A 17,728-nucleotide genomic window follows, 5' to 3' on the forward strand; every position below is an offset into this window, starting at 1 on the left:
ATGAGCCGCCTCACCTACATCCTGTACTGCCTGGCCATCATCGCTGTGAGCACCGCCATCAACTACGCCAGCAATAGCGACGACGACGGCAGCTACCGCAGCAGCAGCGGCTACTACGGCGGCAGCGGTGGCGGCTTTTCGGGCGGCCACAAATGAGCCACCTGGGCGAGCACCTGCTGGCCGAGCTGTACCAGTGCCCGGCCACCGCGCTGGCCGACGCCGCCCGCGTGGAGCAGGCGCTATACGCCGCCGCCCGCGCCGCCGGGGCGCACGTGCTGGCCGGCCACTTCCACCACTTTGGCGCCGGTCTGGGCGTCACCGGTGTACTGCTGCTGGCCGAATCGCACATCAGCATCCACACCTGGCCGGAACACGGCTACGCGGCAGTCGATCTGTTCCTGTGCGGCAGCGCCGCCCACGCCGCCGCGCTGGCCGTGCTGCAGCAGGCACTGCAGGTTGGCCGCATCGAACAGCGCTGCGTGGCGCGCGGCCAATTGCCTGTGCCTGCCTGAAAAATCATTTTTGCTACGGAAAAAAATGTAGAACGCGGAAGAAATGATCCGCTGGTGGGTCAGTGCAGGCACACACTGGGTGGCGATACCGGCTGCTGCTTTTTTCGTGCTTTTCGCGTGCCTTCGTGGCTAAAAGCGTTTTTTTCACAGAAAAATACTGAAAACAAGGAAGAGAAAAGTGCCAGCGTGATAGCGCTGTGTGGTGTGCAGCTAAGTAGACATACCGGTTGACGCTATTGCTTTGGCATGAAACGATAAAGTCATGAAACCAGCCCGCCTGTTCACCACCACAACCACCACCACGACCGCCATGCGGGGTCGGGGAGGCGGGCGGCTGTCGCGCTGAACCTCATCCACCCCGCCCATCCGGGCCGGGGTGCATTGCTCCTGCCCGCGGGCTTTATCCGTCAGGAGCCATCATGTCCCACCCCATCCGTAACGCACTGCTACTCATCGATATGCAGCATGGCCTGTACCATGCGCCCGACGCGCCCTGGCAGCGCGAAGCCTTGCTGGCCAATATCCAGCTGCTGGTAAACCAGGCACGCACCGCCGGCGCACCCGTGCTGGCAGCCCGCCACACCGGGCCGGCAGGCTCGCCGATTGCAGCAGGCAGCGCCTCATGGCAGCTGCTGCCTGAGCTGGGGCTAGACCCGGCGCATGACTATCTCTTCGACAAGACCCGGCCAGACTGCTTTGCCGGCACCGGGCTGAAAGCGTGGCTGCAGGCGCACAATATCAGCCAGCTGGTATTGGCCGGTATGAAAACCCAGTACTGCGTGGATACCACCTGCCGTGCGGCCAACCTACACGGGCTGCAATGCGTGCTGGCGGCGGATGCCCATAGCTGCATGGATACGCCGCAGTTGGCCGCCAGCCAGATCATCGCCCACCACAACGCCACGCTACACGGGGCGTTTGCGCAGGTGCTGCCCAGCAGCCAGATCGTGTTCCAGGCCTAGCGCGTTAGAACAAACCACCCTGCGGCGCCGGTAGCGCCCAGTCGATTGCCTCGCGGCCGTGCGCCTGTAGCCAGGCGTTGGCCTGCGAGAACGGGCGCGAGCCGAAGAAGCCGCGGCTGGCCGACAGTGGCGACGGGTGCACGGCCTTGAACACGCCGTGGCGGCTGGCGTCGATGCGCCCGGCCTTGCCCTGTGCCCAGTTGCCCCACAGCAAAAACACGCAGCCGGGGTTGTGCGCGTTCACCGCGTCGATCAGCGCGTCGGTCACCGCCTGCCAGCCGAACTTGCCGTGGCTGCCGGCACAGTCGGCCTCCACCGTCAGCGAGGTGTTCAGCAGCAGCACGCCCTGTTGCGCCCAGTGGGTGAGGTCGCCGTGGCTGGCGGGGGCGATGCCGAGGTCGCTGGCCAGCTCCTTGTACATATTGCGCAGGCTGGGCGGTATCTTCACCCCGGCCGGTACCGAAAAACTCAGCCCCATCGCCTCGCCGGCGCCGTGGTAGGGGTCTTGCCCCAGGATCACCACGCGCACGGCAGCCGGGTCCACGTGCTGCAGCGCGTGGAAGATCTGGCTGGCGGGCGGGTAGATGACGGCACCGCCGGCGGCGCGTTCGGCGAGCTTGGCGTCAATGTGCTGCAAGTTGGCCGCCATAGCCGGCTGCTGCAGCACGGCTTGCCAGGCGGCGGGCAGGGTGGCCAGGGCGGGGGCGAGGTAGTGCATGGCAAGTTTCCAGTAGAAAAAGGGCAAAAACAAAGCCGCCCGGCAGGGGCGGCTTGGCGGTACAGCAACGGGCGCTCAGTAGTGCGCCATGCTCGGGTCCACGTCGTTGGCCCAGGCTTCCACGCCGCCGCGCAGGCTCAGCACCTGCTCGAAACCGGCGTTCTGCAGGAACAGGCCTACCTGGAAGCTGCGCACGCCGTGGTGGCAGATGGTAACGATGGGCGCGTCGTCCGGCAGCTCGTTGTGGCGCAGCGGAATCAGGTGCATGGCGATCTGCTGCGAGCCGGGGATGCGGCACAGCGCCACTTCCCAGTCTTCGCGCACGTCCAGCAGGTAGGGCTGCGGGCGGCTGCTGTCTGCCAGCCAGGCCGCCAGCTCTGCGGCGTTGATTTCGCGGATCATCAGAAGCTGAAGCGCGACGGCTCGATGGCGTCCAGCTGCTGCAGGCGCGGCAGGTTGGTGTCGAAGCTTACCGCTTCCTGGTAGGCGTTCTCGCCCACGCGGGTAATGACCTTGGCAATCATCACCGGGGCATCGCCCACGATCACGGCCAGGCGGCCACCTACGGCCAGCTGGGCTTTCAGCGCTTCGGGCACTACCGGGGTGGAGCCGCCTACGCAGATCACGTCGAACGGGGCCTGGCCTGGCACGCCTTCGATACCGTTACCCACGCTGAGGGTCACGTTGCGGATGCCGGCGGTTTTCAGGTTGGCCGCAGCGCGCTCGCTTTGCTCGGCGTCCAGGTCCACGCTGTACACGTGCTGGCTCACAGCGGCCAGCAGGGCGGTGAGGTAGCCGCTACCGGTACCCACTTCCAGTACCTTGTCGCTGGCTTTTACTTGCAGGTCTTGCAGCAGACGGGCTTCGACTTTCGGCTCCAGCATGGCGGTGCCGTTTTCCAGCGGCAGCTGCATGTCCACAAACGCCAGCAGGCGCTTTTCTACCGGCACGAAGTCTTCGCGCTTCACGTGGAACAGCAGGTCGAGAATGGAGGTGTCGAGCACATCCCACGGACGGATTTGCTGCTCAACCATGTTGAAACGGGCTTGTTCGAAATTCATTCGGAAACTCCGGGGGATCCAAGACAAATAGACTAAGGGCGATTCTGAAAGCGGGGCTGTGGCAACCCTGCTTCCACAATCGTCCACCAGATGGCAACTTGCGATTATCCCACATTTACCTTACCTTCACAGCATCGCTAGGGGTCCTGCAGCGCTTGTGTACCATTCGCACCAATTTGCGAACAGCATAAGCGCCGTGGGTGAGAGTTACCCTTCGAACCTGACCCGGATAATACCGGCGTAGGGAAGCGTAATCTGCAGACACCGCCCGCCGCGCAGCGTTCCCGCCCGGTTTGCGGCCAACCTTGCAGCCGGGCCAGCCCGGGCCGCTCCTTGCGCCGTTTCATCGCCTTGGAGAACCCGCACCGATGAACGCGCCTGCAACACTGAACACCCAGATGGTAGTGGATTCCGCCGCCATCCAGCCTCTGCCCAATTCCCGCAAGATCCACGTCACCGGCAGCCGCCCCGATATCCGCGTGCCGATGCGCGAGATCCGCCAGGCCGACACGCCCACACAGTTTGGCGGCGAAGCCAACCCGCCCATCTATGTCTACGACACCAGCGGCCCCTACACCGACCCGCAAGCGCAGATCGACATCCGCTCCGGCCTGCCGGCGCTGCGCGCCGCGTGGATCGCCGAGCGCGACGACACCCAGCTGCTGCCCGGCCTGTCCAGCGACTACGGCCGCGCGCGCGAAGCCGACCCCAGGCTGGCCGACCTGCGCTTCAACCTGACGCGCCAGCCGCGCCGCGCCAAGCCCGGCCTGAACGTGACCCAGATGCACTACGCCCGCCGCGGCATCATCACGCCGGAAATGGAATACGTCGCCATCCGCGAAAACCTGAACCGCCAGGCCTATATCGAGTCGCTCCAGGCCACCGGCAACAGCCGCCTGCTGGACCTGATGACGCGCCAGCACGCCGGCCACAGCTTTGGCGCCCAGCTGCCGGACACCATCACCGCCGAGTTCGTGCGCCAGGAAATCGCCGCCGGCCGCGCCATCATCCCCAACAACATCAACCACCCCGAAAGCGAGCCAATGATCATCGGCCGCAACTTCCTGGTAAAAATCAACGGCAATATCGGCAATAGCGCGGTAACGTCGTCGATCAGCGAAGAAGTGGACAAAATGACCTGGGGCATCCGCTGGGGCGCCGACACCATCATGGACTTGTCCACCGGCAAGAACATCCACGAAACCCGCGAATGGATCCTGCGCAACAGCCCGGTACCCATCGGCACCGTGCCCATCTACCAGGCGCTGGAAAAGGTCAACGGCAAGGCCGAAGACCTGAGCTGGGAAATCTTCAAGGATACGCTGATCGAGCAGGCCGAGCAGGGCGTGGACTACTTCACCATCCACGCCGGCGTGCTGCTGCGCTACGTGCCGATGACCGCCGGCCGCATGACCGGCATCGTGTCGCGCGGCGGCTCCATCATGGCCAAATGGTGTCTGGCGCACCACCAGGAAAACTTCCTGTACACCCACTTTGCCGAGATCTGCGAGATCATGAAGGCCTACGACGTGGCCTTCAGCCTGGGCGACGGCCTGCGCCCCGGCAGCGCCTGGGACGCCAACGACGCCGCACAGCTGGGCGAACTCAAAACCCTGGGCGAGCTCACCCAGATTGCCTGGCAGCACGACGTGCAGGTGATGATCGAAGGCCCCGGCCACGTGCCGATGCAGCTCATCAAAGAAAACATGGATAAAGAGCTGGAATGGTGCCACGAAGCGCCGTTCTACACCCTGGGCCCGCTCACCACCGACATCGCCCCCGGCTACGACCACATCACGTCGGCCATCGGCGCCGCGCAAATCGGCTGGTACGGCACCGCCATGCTGTGCTATGTCACCCAGAAAGAGCACCTGGGCCTGCCCAACAAGCACGACGTGAAAGAAGGCATCATCACCTACAAGCTGGCCGCCCACGCCGCCGACCTGGCCAAAGGCCACCCCGGCGCGCAGATCCGCGACAACGCGCTGTCCAAGGCGCGCTTCGAGTTCCGCTGGGAAGACCAGTTCAACCTGGGCCTGGACCCGGACAAGGCGCGCGAATTCCACGACGAAACCCTGCCCAAGGATAGCGCCAAGGTGGCCCACTTCTGCAGCATGTGCGGCCCGCACTTCTGCAGCATGAAGATCACCCAGGACGTGCGCGAATTCGCTGCCAAGCAGGGTATCAGCGAGCAGGACGCGCTGCAGAAGGGCATGGAAGTGAAAGCCATCGAGTTCGTCAAAGGCGGCGCCAAGCTGTACGACAAGGCCTGACGCGGCGATTGCTTCACGTGAAACAAAAAGGTTGGCCGCAGGCAATGCGGCCAACCTTTTTGCGATGAAAACAGTAGCAGCGTTTACGCAGCCGCCTGGCTGGCGGCCTCTTGCTGCTTTACCTCCGCCAGCAGCGCCTGGAACCAATCCAGCCCGCGCAGATTCTCCAGATCGCGGTCGGTACTCAGCTTTGCAAAATCGGGCAGCAAGCCGGCTGAGCGGGTTTCTTCCAGCAAGGTACGGGCTTCGTCGGGGCGCTGCTGTACGGCGCGCAGGCAGGCGAGGTTGTAGGGGCTCTTCAATCCCTTCTCTTTAGCCAGCAGCAATACACGTTCTGCCTCGTTAAGCTTGGCCTCCCGCTCATCACCTTGCAAGGTAAGCGCCCAATCCACGAAGGCACTACCCCAGTTGTTGTAGGCAGCCGCATCGTCCGACTTCAGGCGAGTCGCCTCGGCATAGCGCTGATCGGCCTCTGCAAAGCGTTGCTGCCGCGCCTCGCCCGTCAGGGTTTGGGCCCAGTTAGACAAAACAGCGCCCCAGTTGGAGTAGGCCTCAGCAAAGTCTGGCTTCAGGCGAACCGCCTCGGCATAGCGCTGATCGGCCTCGGCAAAGCATTGCTGCCGTGCCTCGCCCGCCAGGGTTTTGGCCCATTTGGACAAGACAGCGCCCCAGTTGTTGTAGGCCGCAGCTGTCGCTTGCAGCGCGATGGTCTTGCGCCATACCGTGTCTGCCTGCTTCGCCAGCCGCTGAACATCTAGTGGCTCTGTTAATTGAGACACCCACTCACTTAGCACATAACCATAGTTGAACCAGTAACCGCGGTTTTCAGGCTCCAGATCAGTCAACGCTTGCCAACGGCTGGCAGCTTCCTGCCAGTTCTTATCCTTGCCAAATTGTTGCGCAATCGCGGCCAACTTGGACTGCGGCGAATGAGCGGCATTGCTCTGGTTGGTTTGCATTGCAGCTTCGATTACCTCTGGTGCCGCATCGGCAGGTGGCGCCAGCGCGCTGTCTCGGTGTTGCTCGATTTCGGATAGCATCTTGCGAGCTTGTTCAAGGTCCCGCTTCAGAATATCTACGGATGTCTCGGTTAGCTTCAGGTGCTGGTCAAAGCGCTCTTTGGCATCCTTGATGCAATCCTGCATTTCCTGCCGCAGTTCTTTACGCGCATCGCCAGCTTCCTTCATGTTCTGCTTATGATCAGTAGTAATACCTTGCTGTAGCGCATCCCATTCCTGCCGGGATTTTTCATTAGTACGCCATACAAAGAAAACAGAGCTGGCCAATAGTAGCCCTAGGAGAGCTAGCCACCAATCCACAGACTTGCGGCCAACCTCCAGCGCATCTTTTGCCGCGTCGATGATCTGTTTCTCGCGTTCGATGGCCTTTTCTTTGTCTTCTATGGTTTTAGCCACGCTGGCCGCCGCCGCGCTGGCCACCTGCGGCACTTGCGCCCGGGCTTCGCTGGCGCTGATCTGGCGGATGGCCTGCTGCTGGGCCGGAGTAAACGGCGCGCTGGCGGGCAGCTCGGCAACGGCAAGGTTGGCCGCACACAGCGCGGCGGCGAGCAGGGTGGGGCGAACGAGGCGGGCAGGGCTGGGCATGGCGGGTTTCCGGCGGGCAATGCCGTATTCTATCAGCATCAATCGTGCGCAGCGGCCTGCCCAGGCGCTTGCATCGCGACGGGGGGCAGGGTCAAATGGGCGCATTGCACCCAGACACCCGCCATGACCCTGTCCCGCGCCATCTTGCCCCTGCTGTTACTGCTACCCGCCCTGGCCCTGGGCCAGCTAGCCACCCCGCCTGATAGCGGCCAGGAAGACTGGCCGGCCCTGCTGGAAAACAGCGCCCGCCCCGCCATGCAGGGCCGGCTGGAGGAGTCCGAGCAGCAGCTGCGCGCCTTGCTGGCACGTGCACCGGCCGACCAGCCGGCGCTGCAGGCCGACATCCTGCACCGGCTGCAGTTTGTGCTGCGTAGCCGCCAGCAAACCACCGCCGCACTGGCGGCTGCCAGCCAGGCACTGGCGCTGCGCCAGCAGGCCTTTGGGCAAAGCCATCTGCTGGTGGCCGAATCGCAGCAAGCCTACGCCCGTCTGCTGGCGGCTACCCAGCCGGACAGCGCGGAAAAACTGCTGCTAGCCGCACTGCAAACCCGCGACCAGCTGGCGGGCAGCGAAAGCCTGGACGCTGCCGAGTCGCACCACGCGCTGGGTCTGTTTTACCTGCAGCAAAAGCAATACGACAGTGCCGCCGTACAGCTGGGGCGGGCACTGGTCATACGCCAGAAAAGGCTGCCCGCCGACCACCCGGATACGCTGTACACCCAGGCTCGCCTGGGCGCGGCACTGCAGCAGCAAAAGCAATACGAGCGCGCCATCGGCTTGCTGCAAGACGCGCTGGAAGGCGAAGCACGGCGCGGCAATGCCGACGGCCTGCACGCGGCCATCATTACGCGCGAGCTGGCCTACTGCTACCACTACCAGCAGGACTACCCCAGCGCCGAGGCGCTGTACAAGCAAGCGCTCACCTTGCTGGCGCTGAACCTGGGCAGCCAGCACTACGCCTACGCCATCACCCAGCAGGCGCTGGGCTGGCTATACATCAGCAGCCAGCGCGAAAGCCAGGGCCGCGCGCTGCTGGAAAACGCCCGCCAGCTGCTGCAACAAGCCGACAAGCAGCCCGCCCAGCGCAAATAAGGGTTGCAAAAAACGCGCAGGCAGCCAGCCGGAAGACATTTTTCGTCAAACGGTCATGTCTTTGCGGCTTCAACACGATATGATTAACGTTTAAAGAATTCCGCAACATGCACGGCCGCCGCACCACTCACCGCGACAGGCCAGACTTGATACGCCAGCACGGCATGGCGCCCAACTCACAAAGAAACGCATATGAAAAAACGCCTCGCAACGACTGTCATTGTTACCAGCCTGATGCTTGCCGCGCCGGCCTTTGCCGGTATCAAGGAAGGCCGTACCGCCTTCAACAAGGGTGACTTTGCTGCGGCACTGCGCGAGTGGACGCCGGCCGCCGAGCAGGGCAACGCCAGCCTGCAATACCAGCTGGGCGAGCTGTACCGCAAAGGCCTGGGCACACCGGTCAACCTAGAGCAGGCCGGCAACTGGTACCGCAAGGCCGCCGAGCAAGGCTACGCCGATGCGCAGCTGAACCTGGGCCAGCTATACGAAAAAGGCAATGGCGTGGCACAAGACCTGGCCACAGCCGCCAGCTGGTACCGCAAGGCAGCCGAGCAGGGCAATACCGTAGCGCAAACCAACCTGGCCGCCCTGTACCAGAGTGGCCGCGTGCAGCAGCTGGACGTCACCGGTGCCGCCTACTGGTACCGTAAAGCCGCCAAAAACGGTAACGCCCAGGCACAAACCAATCTGGCAGGCATGGTACAAAACGGTGCCGGTATCCCGGCCAACGCCGCCCAGGCCGCCACCCTGTACCGTAAAGCCGCCGAACAAGGCATCGCCCAGGCGCAGTACAACCTGGGTGTGCAGTACCAACAAGGCCGTGGCGTCGAAAAAAGCCCGGTAGAAGCCGCCAAGTGGTTCCGCAAGGCCGCCGAGCAGGGTTATGTCGAAGCACAAGCCGGCCTGGCCACCATGTTCCATAACGGTGTTGGCGTGCCGCAAGACTACACCGCCGCCGCCGAATGGTTTGCCAAGGCCGCCGAGCAAGGCGACGCCGATGCCCAGTTCAGCCTGGCACAGATGTACCAGCAAGGCCGTGGCGTGGAGCAGGATTACGTGAATGCGGCCAACTGGTTCCGCAAAGCCGCCGTGCAGGGCCACCCGAATGCACAGGCCGTGCTGGGTAACCTGTACCAGAGCGGGCTGGGTGTACCGAAAGACCCGGCACAAGCCGCGGTATGGCACCGTCGCGCTACCGAACAGCTGGCCGCCAGCTGGTTCGTGAAAGCCGCCGAGCAGGGCGATGCCAACGCGCAGTACAGCCTGGGCCAGATGCTGGAAAAAGGCCAGGGCACCGCACAAGACCTGGCCGATGCGGCCATGTGGTACAACAAGGCGGCCAACCAGGGCCACGCCGGCGCGCAAACCAGCCTGGCGCAGCTGTACGAGAAGGGCAACGAGCTGCCACAGGATTACGCGCAGGCCGCCAGCTGGTACGCCAAGGCCGCAGCGCAGGGCGATGCCCAGGCACAAGCCAGCCTGGCCGCACTGCACATGAAAGGCAACGGCGTAGCGTTTGACCCGAAACGCGCCTTTGCCCTGAACCAGCAAGCCGCCGCGCAAGACAACGTAGCCGCACAGGTAGCCTTGGCTGCGCAGTATTACAACGGTCAGGGCACCGAGCAGAACTACGAGCAAGCGGCCAACTGGTACCGCAAAGCGGCCAAGAGCGGTAACGCCGACGCGCAGTTCAGCCTGGGTGGCCTGTACGAAAACGGCCAGGGCGTGAAACAGAGCAACGACGAAGCCGTGGCCTGGTACCGCAAGGCAGCCGCCCAGTACAACGTAGGCGGCCTGAACAACCTGGGCGTGATGTACTACTACGGCCAGGGCGTACCGAAAGACGCCACCGTGTCCTACGCGCTGCATAACCTGGCCCGCGCCCAGGGCGACACGCTGGCAGCCAACAACCTGGCGCAGCTGGAACAGGATATGGGCCGCGCCCAGCTGGCTCGCGCACAAGACCTGTCCCGCCGCATGAATGTACCGGGCAAGCTGCTGGCCGAGATCGAACGCTACGTGGTTTACGTGCGCCCGGTACTGGCGGGCCGCCCGGCCAAAGCCACTAAGGCTGCCGCCAAAGTGGCAGACAAGACGGCCAGCGCCGACGCTGCAGTTGCCGCCACCCCAGCCAAAGCCGCCAAGACCTCGGCCAAGGCCAGCAAGATGAAGGCCGCCGCCAGCCAGGCCATCACCGAGCTGTCGGCACAGCTTAACGCGGCCGTAGCTCCGGAGGCGGCACCGGTTAAAAAGTAAACCGGCACCGCCCACCCCACCGCAGCCCGGCGCTGCGGTTTTTTTTTGCCTCGCCGGCCCGTGCGGCAGCAGGTACAGGAACCTGCGCCACCAGACGGAGTCTGTGCCCGCTGGGGCCGGCAGACGGCACCCGCACTTACCTACGGAAACATCATGTTCAAGAAACTGCTTGCCTCTATCGGCGTCGGTGGCGCCAAAGTCGATACCCAGCTGGACAACCCGCGCCTGCGCCCCGGTGACATGCTGACCGGCCGCGTGGTGGTACAGGGCGGCAATGCCGACCAGGACATCGACAAGATCGAGCTGGTCTTGATGGTGGAAGCCGAGCAAGAATCTGGCGACCACGAAGTACGCGGCGCGCTACCACTGGGCAGCATTCTGGTCAGCCAGCGCTTTACGGTAAAAGCCGGCGAAACCCGCCAGTTTCCGTTCCAGCTGCAGCTGCCGGCCGAAACGCCGATCAACGCGCTGGCGCACTACGGCCGCCCGCTGGCGGTGTGGATCCACACCGACCTGGCCATTGCCTCGGCTGTGGACGCCAGCGACCGCGACCTGCTGGAAGTGCACCCCACCGCGCAGGTCGCCGCGCTGTTGGCCGCATTCGAGCAGCTGGGCTGGGGGCTGTACAGCACCGATGTCGAAGTGGGCACCGCGCGTATCGGCAACGTGGCCAGCACCCTGGGCTGCTATCAGGAAATGGAGCTCAAACCGCGCGGCGGCAACTTCCGCATCCAGGAAATCGAGCTCACCTTCCTGCCGTGGGGCAACGAGACCCACGTACTGATCGAGGTGGACTCCCGCTTTGGCGGCGACTTCTACCGCTCGCTGGCCATGGGGCCGGACTTTGCCGGCCGCAACTGGGCCGACGAGCTGCGCCGCCAGCTGCCGCTGTAAATTTTTGCCAGCGCCAGCCCCTGTGCTCTCGCCAGCATTGATATAAAGAAGACATGCATCAGCACAGGGATTTGACAGGCTAGCGTAAAAAAACCAGCCCGCTGCGGGCAAGCGCGTACAATTAGCCCATTCGGCCGGAGCCCTGTGCTGCCGGCCGCCTTCTTTTGTCTGCGAGAACACCATGTCCACCCTGACCGAACTGCTTGTAGCCGCCGACGCGCACCGCGCCGCGCTACTTACCCGCCTGGCCAGCGAAGAAACCGATACCTACCGCCTGTTCCACGGCAGCGCCGAAGGCCGCCCGGGCCTGACCATCGACCGCTACGGCGATGTACTGCTGCTGCAAACCTTCCACACCCCGCTGAGCGAAGAAGAACACCAGGCCATCCTGGCGCACTACGCCCCGCTGGGCCTGACTGCGGTGTACAACGACCGCAGCGGCGCCAACTCGCGCATCGGCAACCGCCTGCCGGAAGACCAGCTGGAAGCCGCCCAGGCGCCGCGCACCATCCGCGAGCTGGGCGTGAAGTACCACTTCCAGGCACGCCACCAGGGCCAGGACCCGTGGCTGTTCCTCGACCTGCGCGCCGGCCGCCGCCGTGTGATGCAGCTGGCCGAAGGCAAGAGCGTACTGAACCTGTTCGCCTACACCGGTGGTGTGGGTGTGGCTGCCGCCAAGGCCGGCGCCAGCTTCGTGATGAACGTGGACTTTGCCGAATCCAGCCTGCAGGTAGCGCGCGCCAACGCCAAGATCAATAGCCTGGCGACCCGCCCGCGCTGTGTGGAAAGCGACTGCTTTGCCGCACTGCGCCAGCTGTCCGGCATCGGCCAGCCCAAAATGGTACGCGGCAAGAAAATGCCCCCGTTCCCGGTGCTGGAAGCGCGCCAGTTCGACCTGGTGTTCCTGGACCCGCCGCGCTACGCCAAGAGCCCGTTCGGCGTGGTAGACCTGATCAATGACTACCCGGCGCTGTTCAAGCCGGCGCTGCTGGCCACCGCGGAAGGCGGCATGCTGATCTGCTGCAACAACGTGGCGCAGGTAGACCGCGACACCTGGCTGGCCCAGCTCAAGCGCAGCGCCGAGAAAGCCGGCCGTACCGTACGCGACGCCGAGTGGATCACGCCGGAAGACGACTTCCCCACCTTTGACGGCAACCCGCCGCTGAAAATGGTACTGCTGCACGTATAAGCCACATCGCCGGGCAAAAGCCCGGCTGCCGCCAGCCGCAAGGTTGGCCGCAGCCGGGCTTTTTTGCTATGTTGCATGCAGTATCGATACAAAAATCCTTACTGGCAGTCGGTGCAGGCCGTACTGCCATGCGGCGAGTCCAGACGGCATACTGCCAGCCGGCCGCGCACCGCATCAGCCCGACCGCCCAGCCCTGGAGAGGCGCATGCACACACCCGACCCCCCGCCGCACGAGCAAGCCCGGCAGGCATTGCTGGCGCGTACCGCCTTGCTGGACACCCCGGCCGAGCAAGCGTTCGACCGCGTGGTACAGCTGGCCTCCGCGCTGTTTGGCGTGCCCGTGGCCCTGATCTCGCTGGTCGACAGCGAACGGCAGTGGTTCAAGGCCAAGGTCGGTGTCGATGTCTGCGAAACCCCGCGCGCCATCTCGTTCTGCAGCCACGTCGTGTCGCAGGGTGACATGCTGGTCGTCAGTAATGCCTTGCAGGATGAACGCTTTGCCGATAACCCGCTGGTAAACGGCAAGCTGGGCATCCGCTTTTACGCCGGGGCGCCACTACGCCTGGACGCGCAGCATGTCATCGGCACACTCTGCCTGCTGGACCACCGCCCGCGGCGCTTTGGCCCCCGCCAGCAGGCCCGGCTACAACAGCTGGCCGACACCCTGTGCGAGCTGATACGCCAGCGCATGCTGCTGCAGCTGGCCGAACAGCAAAGCAAGCTGCTGCTCACCGTCAATCAGGCGCAAAGCAGCTTTCTGCTGGACCGCGACCTGGGTGCCGCCAGCAGTACCATCCTGCACTCGCTGCTGGCCATGAGCCAGACCACACTGGCATTCATTGCCAGCTGCCAGGTAGACGACCGCGACAGCTGCTACCTGGACATCCCCAGCATTGCCCACCTGGACGCTGCAGCACTGCAATGGCTGATGCCGCAGCTCAGCCATGATAGCCGTGGCTACCGCCTGTACGGCTTCGACCATGTCTACGGACAAGCCATTGCCGAGGGGGAGCCGCTGGTCATCAACCAGCCCGCGCTGTACGACGACAGCGGTGCGCTAGCCGGCGTCCAGTCGCTACTGGTCATCCCGTGTTTCTTTCATCTGTCGGTCATGGGGGTACTGGTGCTGGCCAACCGGGCAGGGGGCTTTGACCAGGAGATCGTCGATCACCTCACCACGCTGTCGGACGGTATCGGTACCCTGCTACACGTGTGCGGGCTGGAAGTGGCGCGCCAGGCCGCCGAAGCCGAGCTGGCCCGCCAGGCGACGCTGGACCCGCTTACCGGCCTGCTCAACCGGCGGGCTTTTCTGGAGCACTGCCAGCAAAACCAGCAACGTTTCACCCGCTATCAGCAGCGCTTCAGCCTGCTGATGCTGGACCTGGACCACTTCAAGGTGCTGAACGACCGCCTGGGCCACCCGGCTGGCGACTACGTGCTCAAAGAAATCAGCCGCCAGCTGCGGCGCACGCTACGCGAAATCGATAGCCTGGCGCGCTGGGGTGGCGAAGAATTCTGCATCATGCTGCCGCAAGAGCAGGAACAGGACGCCATGCAGCTGGCGCAGCGGCTGTGCCATACCCTGGCCAGCCTGCCGCTGCAATGGCAAGGCGAGACGCTGCACATTACCGCCAGTATCGGCGTTGCCACACTCAATGCCTCGGGCGAAAGTACCGATAACCTCATCGCCCGTGCCGATGCCGCCATGTACCAGGCCAAGGCCGCCGGGCGCAACCGCACCTGGCTCGCCGCGCCGTGATCTTGCCGCACACTGGCAAGCATGCTGGTCGCCACGCCTGACGGAACAGCCTGTTGCCCAGCCGCATGGCAACGGACAACTGTAGGTGATGGCGCGCAGTACCGGCTGCCAGGAAAAGACACCACACCCGGGGCAGGAAAGCCATGCCCGTGCACCCTGCAGTACGCTGCGTCGCTACCGCGTATCCCGCCGGCGCACCTGCACCAGCGCAGCCTCATGCTACCGGTAGCGTGCTTTCTGGATGAGGCCCAGCGGCTGACCAGCGCAATTGCGGTATCATCCGGTGATTAACCCTGCCGGAATACCATGATGAGCGATACCACCAGCCTGAAACCCTGCAACAAGTGCGGCGCCCCGGCCGAAGTGGTCAAGGCAGGCTCGCGCCGCTTCTGGGTACAGTGCACCCGCTACGCAGGGCAAGGCACCTGCAGCGCCATCGGCCCGCAAGCCGACAACAAGAAAGACGCCATCGCCGGCTGGAACAAGACCCGCTAAAGCGGAAGAGTGATGCCATGGAGAAGTTTTCCAAACTGCTGACCAAGCTCAAGCACGTGCTACACGAAGACGCGCCCGAGCACGATGACGGCCAGACGGCCGCCCCCGACCAGCCCGAACCCGCCCCCGTGGCCATCACGCCGCGGCCGCCGCGCCGCACGCTGGGTGCCCCGGAAGAGGCGCCGCCCACGGTAAGCACTGGCGCAGCCACGCCAGCACCGCGCGTGCCCGGGGCCAAAGCGGCCGCACCCGCCGAGATCATCGACCAGCTGCCGCGCGCGCTGCCTCGCTACCAGCGCCAGCCCAAGGCGGCGCCCGCCAGCCACAAGGGCGCAACGCCCAAGCTGCCGGTCATCGGCCTGGACGACGTGCAGCGCAACCTGCGCCGCGACCTGACCCGCCGCGAAAAGATCGCCGCCTACGACGGCAAGCCCGTCCTCCAGCCGCGCGACCTGCCGCTGATCGACCCGCGCGAAGTGCGCGCCAACGTGCAACAGCTGCATAGCGGCCGCCAGCCGGCCAAGCCCGCGCCGCTGCCGCCCGTGATCCTGCAGCCCACCCCGGTGATGAAAAAAGCCAGCGCGTCCACACCGCTGCCGCTATCGCCGCTGGCCCAGCAAGAACGCGAACGCGCCGCCGCCGCGCTGTTTGGCGCGCAATCCAGTTTTGCCCAGGCCAAAGCCGACGCCCAGGCACCCCGGCCCACCAGTACCACACCTGTCGAGGTCCAGGCAGACTGGCGCGGCGCCAGCCACGCGGCAGAAGCCCGCGCCGCCGGCATGCCGCTGCCAGCGCAAGCGCCTGTCGAGCCAGTGTTCGAGCCGGCCAGCAGCGACACCGACACCCACGCCCCGCCAGACAGTGCCACCGCGTACCAGCAGCACGACGACTTCGTGCTGGACGACGACTTTGCCCTGCCCGGCGAGGCCACAGATGAAGCGGCCAGCCACGATGAACCCGCACCGGTAGCCGAGCCCGGCAGCGCCAGCACACCGCCAGGCGCGCGCTGGCAACAACTGCGCCAGCCCGTAGCCGTACCGGCCGCCCCGCCGGTATGGCAGGGCATTCGCCTGCGCCAGGCTATCGGCACACCCGCCAGCGCCGAGCCCGCCGCCATGCCGCAGCAGGCCGCCAGTGCGCCGGCAAGCGCGGCCAGCACCCCGGCGACACAGGCCAGTTACCACAGCACGCAGCACGGCGATATCGTGTGGCACCTGCTGGACGACGAAGCCGACAGCGCGCCCGACGTAGCGCCCGCTGCGGCCAACCCTGGCCTGGTATGGCAGCTGCTGGACGATGCCCCACAGGCCGCGCCAGCCCAGCCGGCCGCAGCGAGCCCCGTGCCTGCCGCGCAGATCAGCCAGGCACTGCACACCCTGGCCGCCGCCGCACAACCCAAGCCGCACGCCATCCCCGTGGTATACGGCGACGCCTGCCTGCCGTCGCTGGACCTGCTGCGCCCGCCCGAGGTACACAAGGCGGTGCAGAGCGAAGACTACCTGATCGAACGCGGCATTCTGATCGAAGAAAAGTGCGCCGAGTTCAAGGTAAAAGTGGCCGTAGTAGACGCCTACGCCGGCCCGGTAATTACCCGCTACGAAGTGGAACCCGCCGTCGGCGTGCGCGGCAGCCAGGTAGTGAACCTGGCCAAAGACCTGTCGCGCGCGCTGGGCCTGGCGTCCATCCGCGTGGTGGAAACCATCCCCGGCAAAACCTGCATGGGGCTGGAGCTGCCCAACCCGCAGCGCCAGATGATCCGCCTGTCGGAAATCTTCAGCGCCGACGTGTTCCAGCAAAACGCCTCCAAGCTCACGCTGGCACTGGGGCAGGACATCAGCGGCGCCCCCGTGGTGATGGACCTGGCCAAGGCACCGCACCTGCTGGTGGCCGGTACCACCGGCTCCGGCAAGTCGGTGGGCGTCAATGCCATGATCCTGTCCATGCTGTACAAGGCCACGCCGGACGAAGTGCGCTTCATCATGATTGACCCCAAGATGCTGGAGCTGTCGGTGTACAACGACATCCCGCACCTGTTGGCACCGGTGGTCACCGACATGAAGCTGGCCGCCAACGCGCTGAACTGGTGCGTAGGCGAGATGGAAAAGCGCTACCGCCTGATGAGCCACCTGGGCGTGCGCAACCTGGCCGGTTACAACGACAAGGTGCGCGCTGCCGAGGCGCGTGGCCAACGTTTGGTCAACCCGTTCAGCCTGACACCGGAAACGCCGGAGCCGCTGTCCACGCTGCCGTTCATCGTGGTGGTGGTCGACGAGTTTGCCGACCTGATGATGGTGGCCGGCAAGAAGATCGAGGAGCTGATCGCCCGCCTGGCGCAGAAGGCCCGCGCCGCCGGCATCCACTTGATTCTGGCCACGCAGCGGCCGTCGGTGGACGTGATTACCGGCCTGATCAAGGCCAACATTCCCACCCGCATCGCGTTCCAGGTATCCAGCAAGATCGACAGCCGTACCATCCTCGACCAGATGGGCGCCGAAAGCCTGCTGGGGCAGGGCGACATGCTGTTCCTGCCGCCGGGCACCGGCTACCCGCAGCGCGTGCACGGGGCGTTTGTCACCGACGAGGAAGTGCACGCCATCGTGGAAGACCTGAAGCAGTGGGGCGAGCCGGACTACGTGGAAGGCCTGCTCACCGGCGAATCGGTGGCCGACGACGACCAGGCCGACGCCAAGAGCCGTGCGGCAGCCGGCAGCGAAGCCGACCCGCTGTACGACGAGGCGGTGGCCATCGTGCTGAAAACGCGCAAGGCGTCCATTTCCTCGGTGCAGCGCCAGCTGCGCATCGGCTACAACCGCGCGGCGCGGCTGATCGAGGACATGGAAGCCGCCGGCATCGTGTCGTCCATGGAAAGCAACGGCAACCGCACGGTGCTGGTACCCGACCGCGAGTACTGAG

Annotated in this window: 15 protein-coding genes and 1 riboswitch; of the genes, 11 read left to right on the forward strand and 4 right to left on the reverse strand. The window is 64.9% G+C overall.

What is annotated here, in order from left to right; all coding sequences use genetic code 11:
* The 3 genes from PQU95_RS01040 to PQU95_RS01050 all read left to right on the forward strand — a co-directional run bounded on the left by PQU95_RS01040 (position 1) and on the right by PQU95_RS01050 (position 1,474).
* On the forward strand, positions 1-156 hold the full coding sequence (locus PQU95_RS01040) for a hypothetical protein (RefSeq protein ID WP_272750287.1): 156 nt from the start codon (positions 1-3) through the stop codon (positions 154-156).
* A complete protein-coding gene (gene speD, locus PQU95_RS01045) occupies positions 153-512 on the forward strand; it encodes an adenosylmethionine decarboxylase (RefSeq protein WP_272750288.1) in 360 nt (119 codons plus the stop codon). The genes PQU95_RS01040 and speD overlap by 4 nt, the downstream gene beginning before the upstream one ends.
* 419 nt (positions 513-931) lie before the next feature.
* Positions 932-1,474 carry a cysteine hydrolase family protein gene (locus PQU95_RS01050; RefSeq protein WP_272750289.1) on the forward strand — a complete coding sequence of 181 codons (543 nt, stop codon included), beginning with the start codon at positions 932-934 and terminating at the stop codon, positions 1,472-1,474.
* 4 nt (positions 1,475-1,478) lie between these two features.
* On the opposite strand, the gene ung is transcribed toward PQU95_RS01050, so the two are convergent.
* The 3 genes from ung to PQU95_RS01065 form a co-directional block, all read right to left on the reverse strand.
* On the reverse strand, positions 1,479-2,192 hold the full coding sequence (gene ung, locus PQU95_RS01055) for a uracil-DNA glycosylase (RefSeq protein ID WP_272750290.1): 714 nt from the start codon (positions 2,190-2,192) through the stop codon (positions 1,479-1,481).
* Positions 2,193-2,267: 75 nt separating this feature from the next.
* Entirely contained in the window at positions 2,268-2,594 is a 327-nt protein-coding gene (locus PQU95_RS01060) for a rhodanese-like domain-containing protein (protein ID WP_272750291.1), read from the reverse strand.
* Entirely contained in the window at positions 2,594-3,253 is a 660-nt protein-coding gene (locus tag PQU95_RS01065; RefSeq protein ID WP_272750292.1) for a protein-L-isoaspartate O-methyltransferase family protein, read from the reverse strand. Before PQU95_RS01065 ends, PQU95_RS01060 begins: the two co-directional genes overlap by 1 nt.
* Positions 3,254-3,382: 129 nt before the next feature.
* A riboswitch (TPP riboswitch) is annotated at positions 3,383-3,517 on the forward strand.
* A 104-nt stretch (positions 3,518-3,621) separates the two neighbouring features.
* On the opposite strand from PQU95_RS01065, the gene thiC reads away from it, so the two are divergent.
* A complete protein-coding gene (thiC, locus tag PQU95_RS01070; RefSeq protein ID WP_272750293.1) occupies positions 3,622-5,526 on the forward strand; it encodes a phosphomethylpyrimidine synthase ThiC in 1,905 nt (634 codons plus the stop codon).
* A gap of 83 nt (positions 5,527-5,609) precedes the next feature.
* Here the strand turns inward: thiC and PQU95_RS01075 are convergent, their stop codons facing one another.
* Entirely contained in the window at positions 5,610-7,130 is a 1,521-nt protein-coding gene (locus PQU95_RS01075; protein ID WP_272750294.1) for a TPR end-of-group domain-containing protein, read from the reverse strand.
* A gap of 123 nt (positions 7,131-7,253) precedes the next feature.
* Between PQU95_RS01075 and PQU95_RS01080 the strand changes: the two genes are divergently transcribed.
* From PQU95_RS01080 to PQU95_RS01110, 7 genes are all read left to right on the forward strand, one after another.
* On the forward strand, positions 7,254-8,222 hold the full coding sequence (locus tag PQU95_RS01080; RefSeq protein ID WP_272750295.1) for a tetratricopeptide repeat protein: 969 nt from the start codon (positions 7,254-7,256) through the stop codon (positions 8,220-8,222).
* Between the two features lie 192 nt (positions 8,223-8,414).
* Positions 8,415-10,478, forward strand: a complete 2,064-nt coding sequence (locus tag PQU95_RS01085; protein WP_272750296.1) for a tetratricopeptide repeat protein — start codon at positions 8,415-8,417, stop codon at positions 10,476-10,478.
* 153 nt (positions 10,479-10,631) lie between these two features.
* Positions 10,632-11,372 (forward strand): sporulation protein, encoded by a 741-nt coding sequence (locus PQU95_RS01090; protein WP_272750297.1) that lies wholly within the window; start codon positions 10,632-10,634, stop codon positions 11,370-11,372.
* Positions 11,373-11,553: 181 nt separating this feature from the next.
* A complete protein-coding gene (locus PQU95_RS01095; RefSeq protein ID WP_272750298.1) occupies positions 11,554-12,561 on the forward strand; it encodes a class I SAM-dependent rRNA methyltransferase in 1,008 nt (335 codons plus the stop codon).
* A 205-nt stretch (positions 12,562-12,766) separates the two neighbouring features.
* Positions 12,767-14,320, forward strand: a complete 1,554-nt coding sequence (locus tag PQU95_RS01100; protein ID WP_272750299.1) for a sensor domain-containing diguanylate cyclase — start codon at positions 12,767-12,769, stop codon at positions 14,318-14,320.
* A 309-nt stretch (positions 14,321-14,629) separates the two neighbouring features.
* Entirely contained in the window at positions 14,630-14,815 is a 186-nt protein-coding gene (locus tag PQU95_RS01105) for a Lar family restriction alleviation protein (RefSeq protein ID WP_026107748.1), read from the forward strand.
* A gap of 17 nt (positions 14,816-14,832) precedes the next feature.
* The gene (locus PQU95_RS01110; protein ID WP_272750300.1) at positions 14,833-17,727 is read left to right on the forward strand and encodes a DNA translocase FtsK; all 2,895 of its coding nucleotides are present in this window, start codon (positions 14,833-14,835) and stop codon (positions 17,725-17,727) included.
* Position 17,728 lies beyond the last annotated feature (1 nt).

Origin of the sequence: Vogesella aquatica, from assembly GCF_028548455.1 — a bacterium.
Taxonomy (GTDB): Bacteria; Pseudomonadota; Gammaproteobacteria; order Burkholderiales; family Chromobacteriaceae; genus Vogesella; species Vogesella aquatica.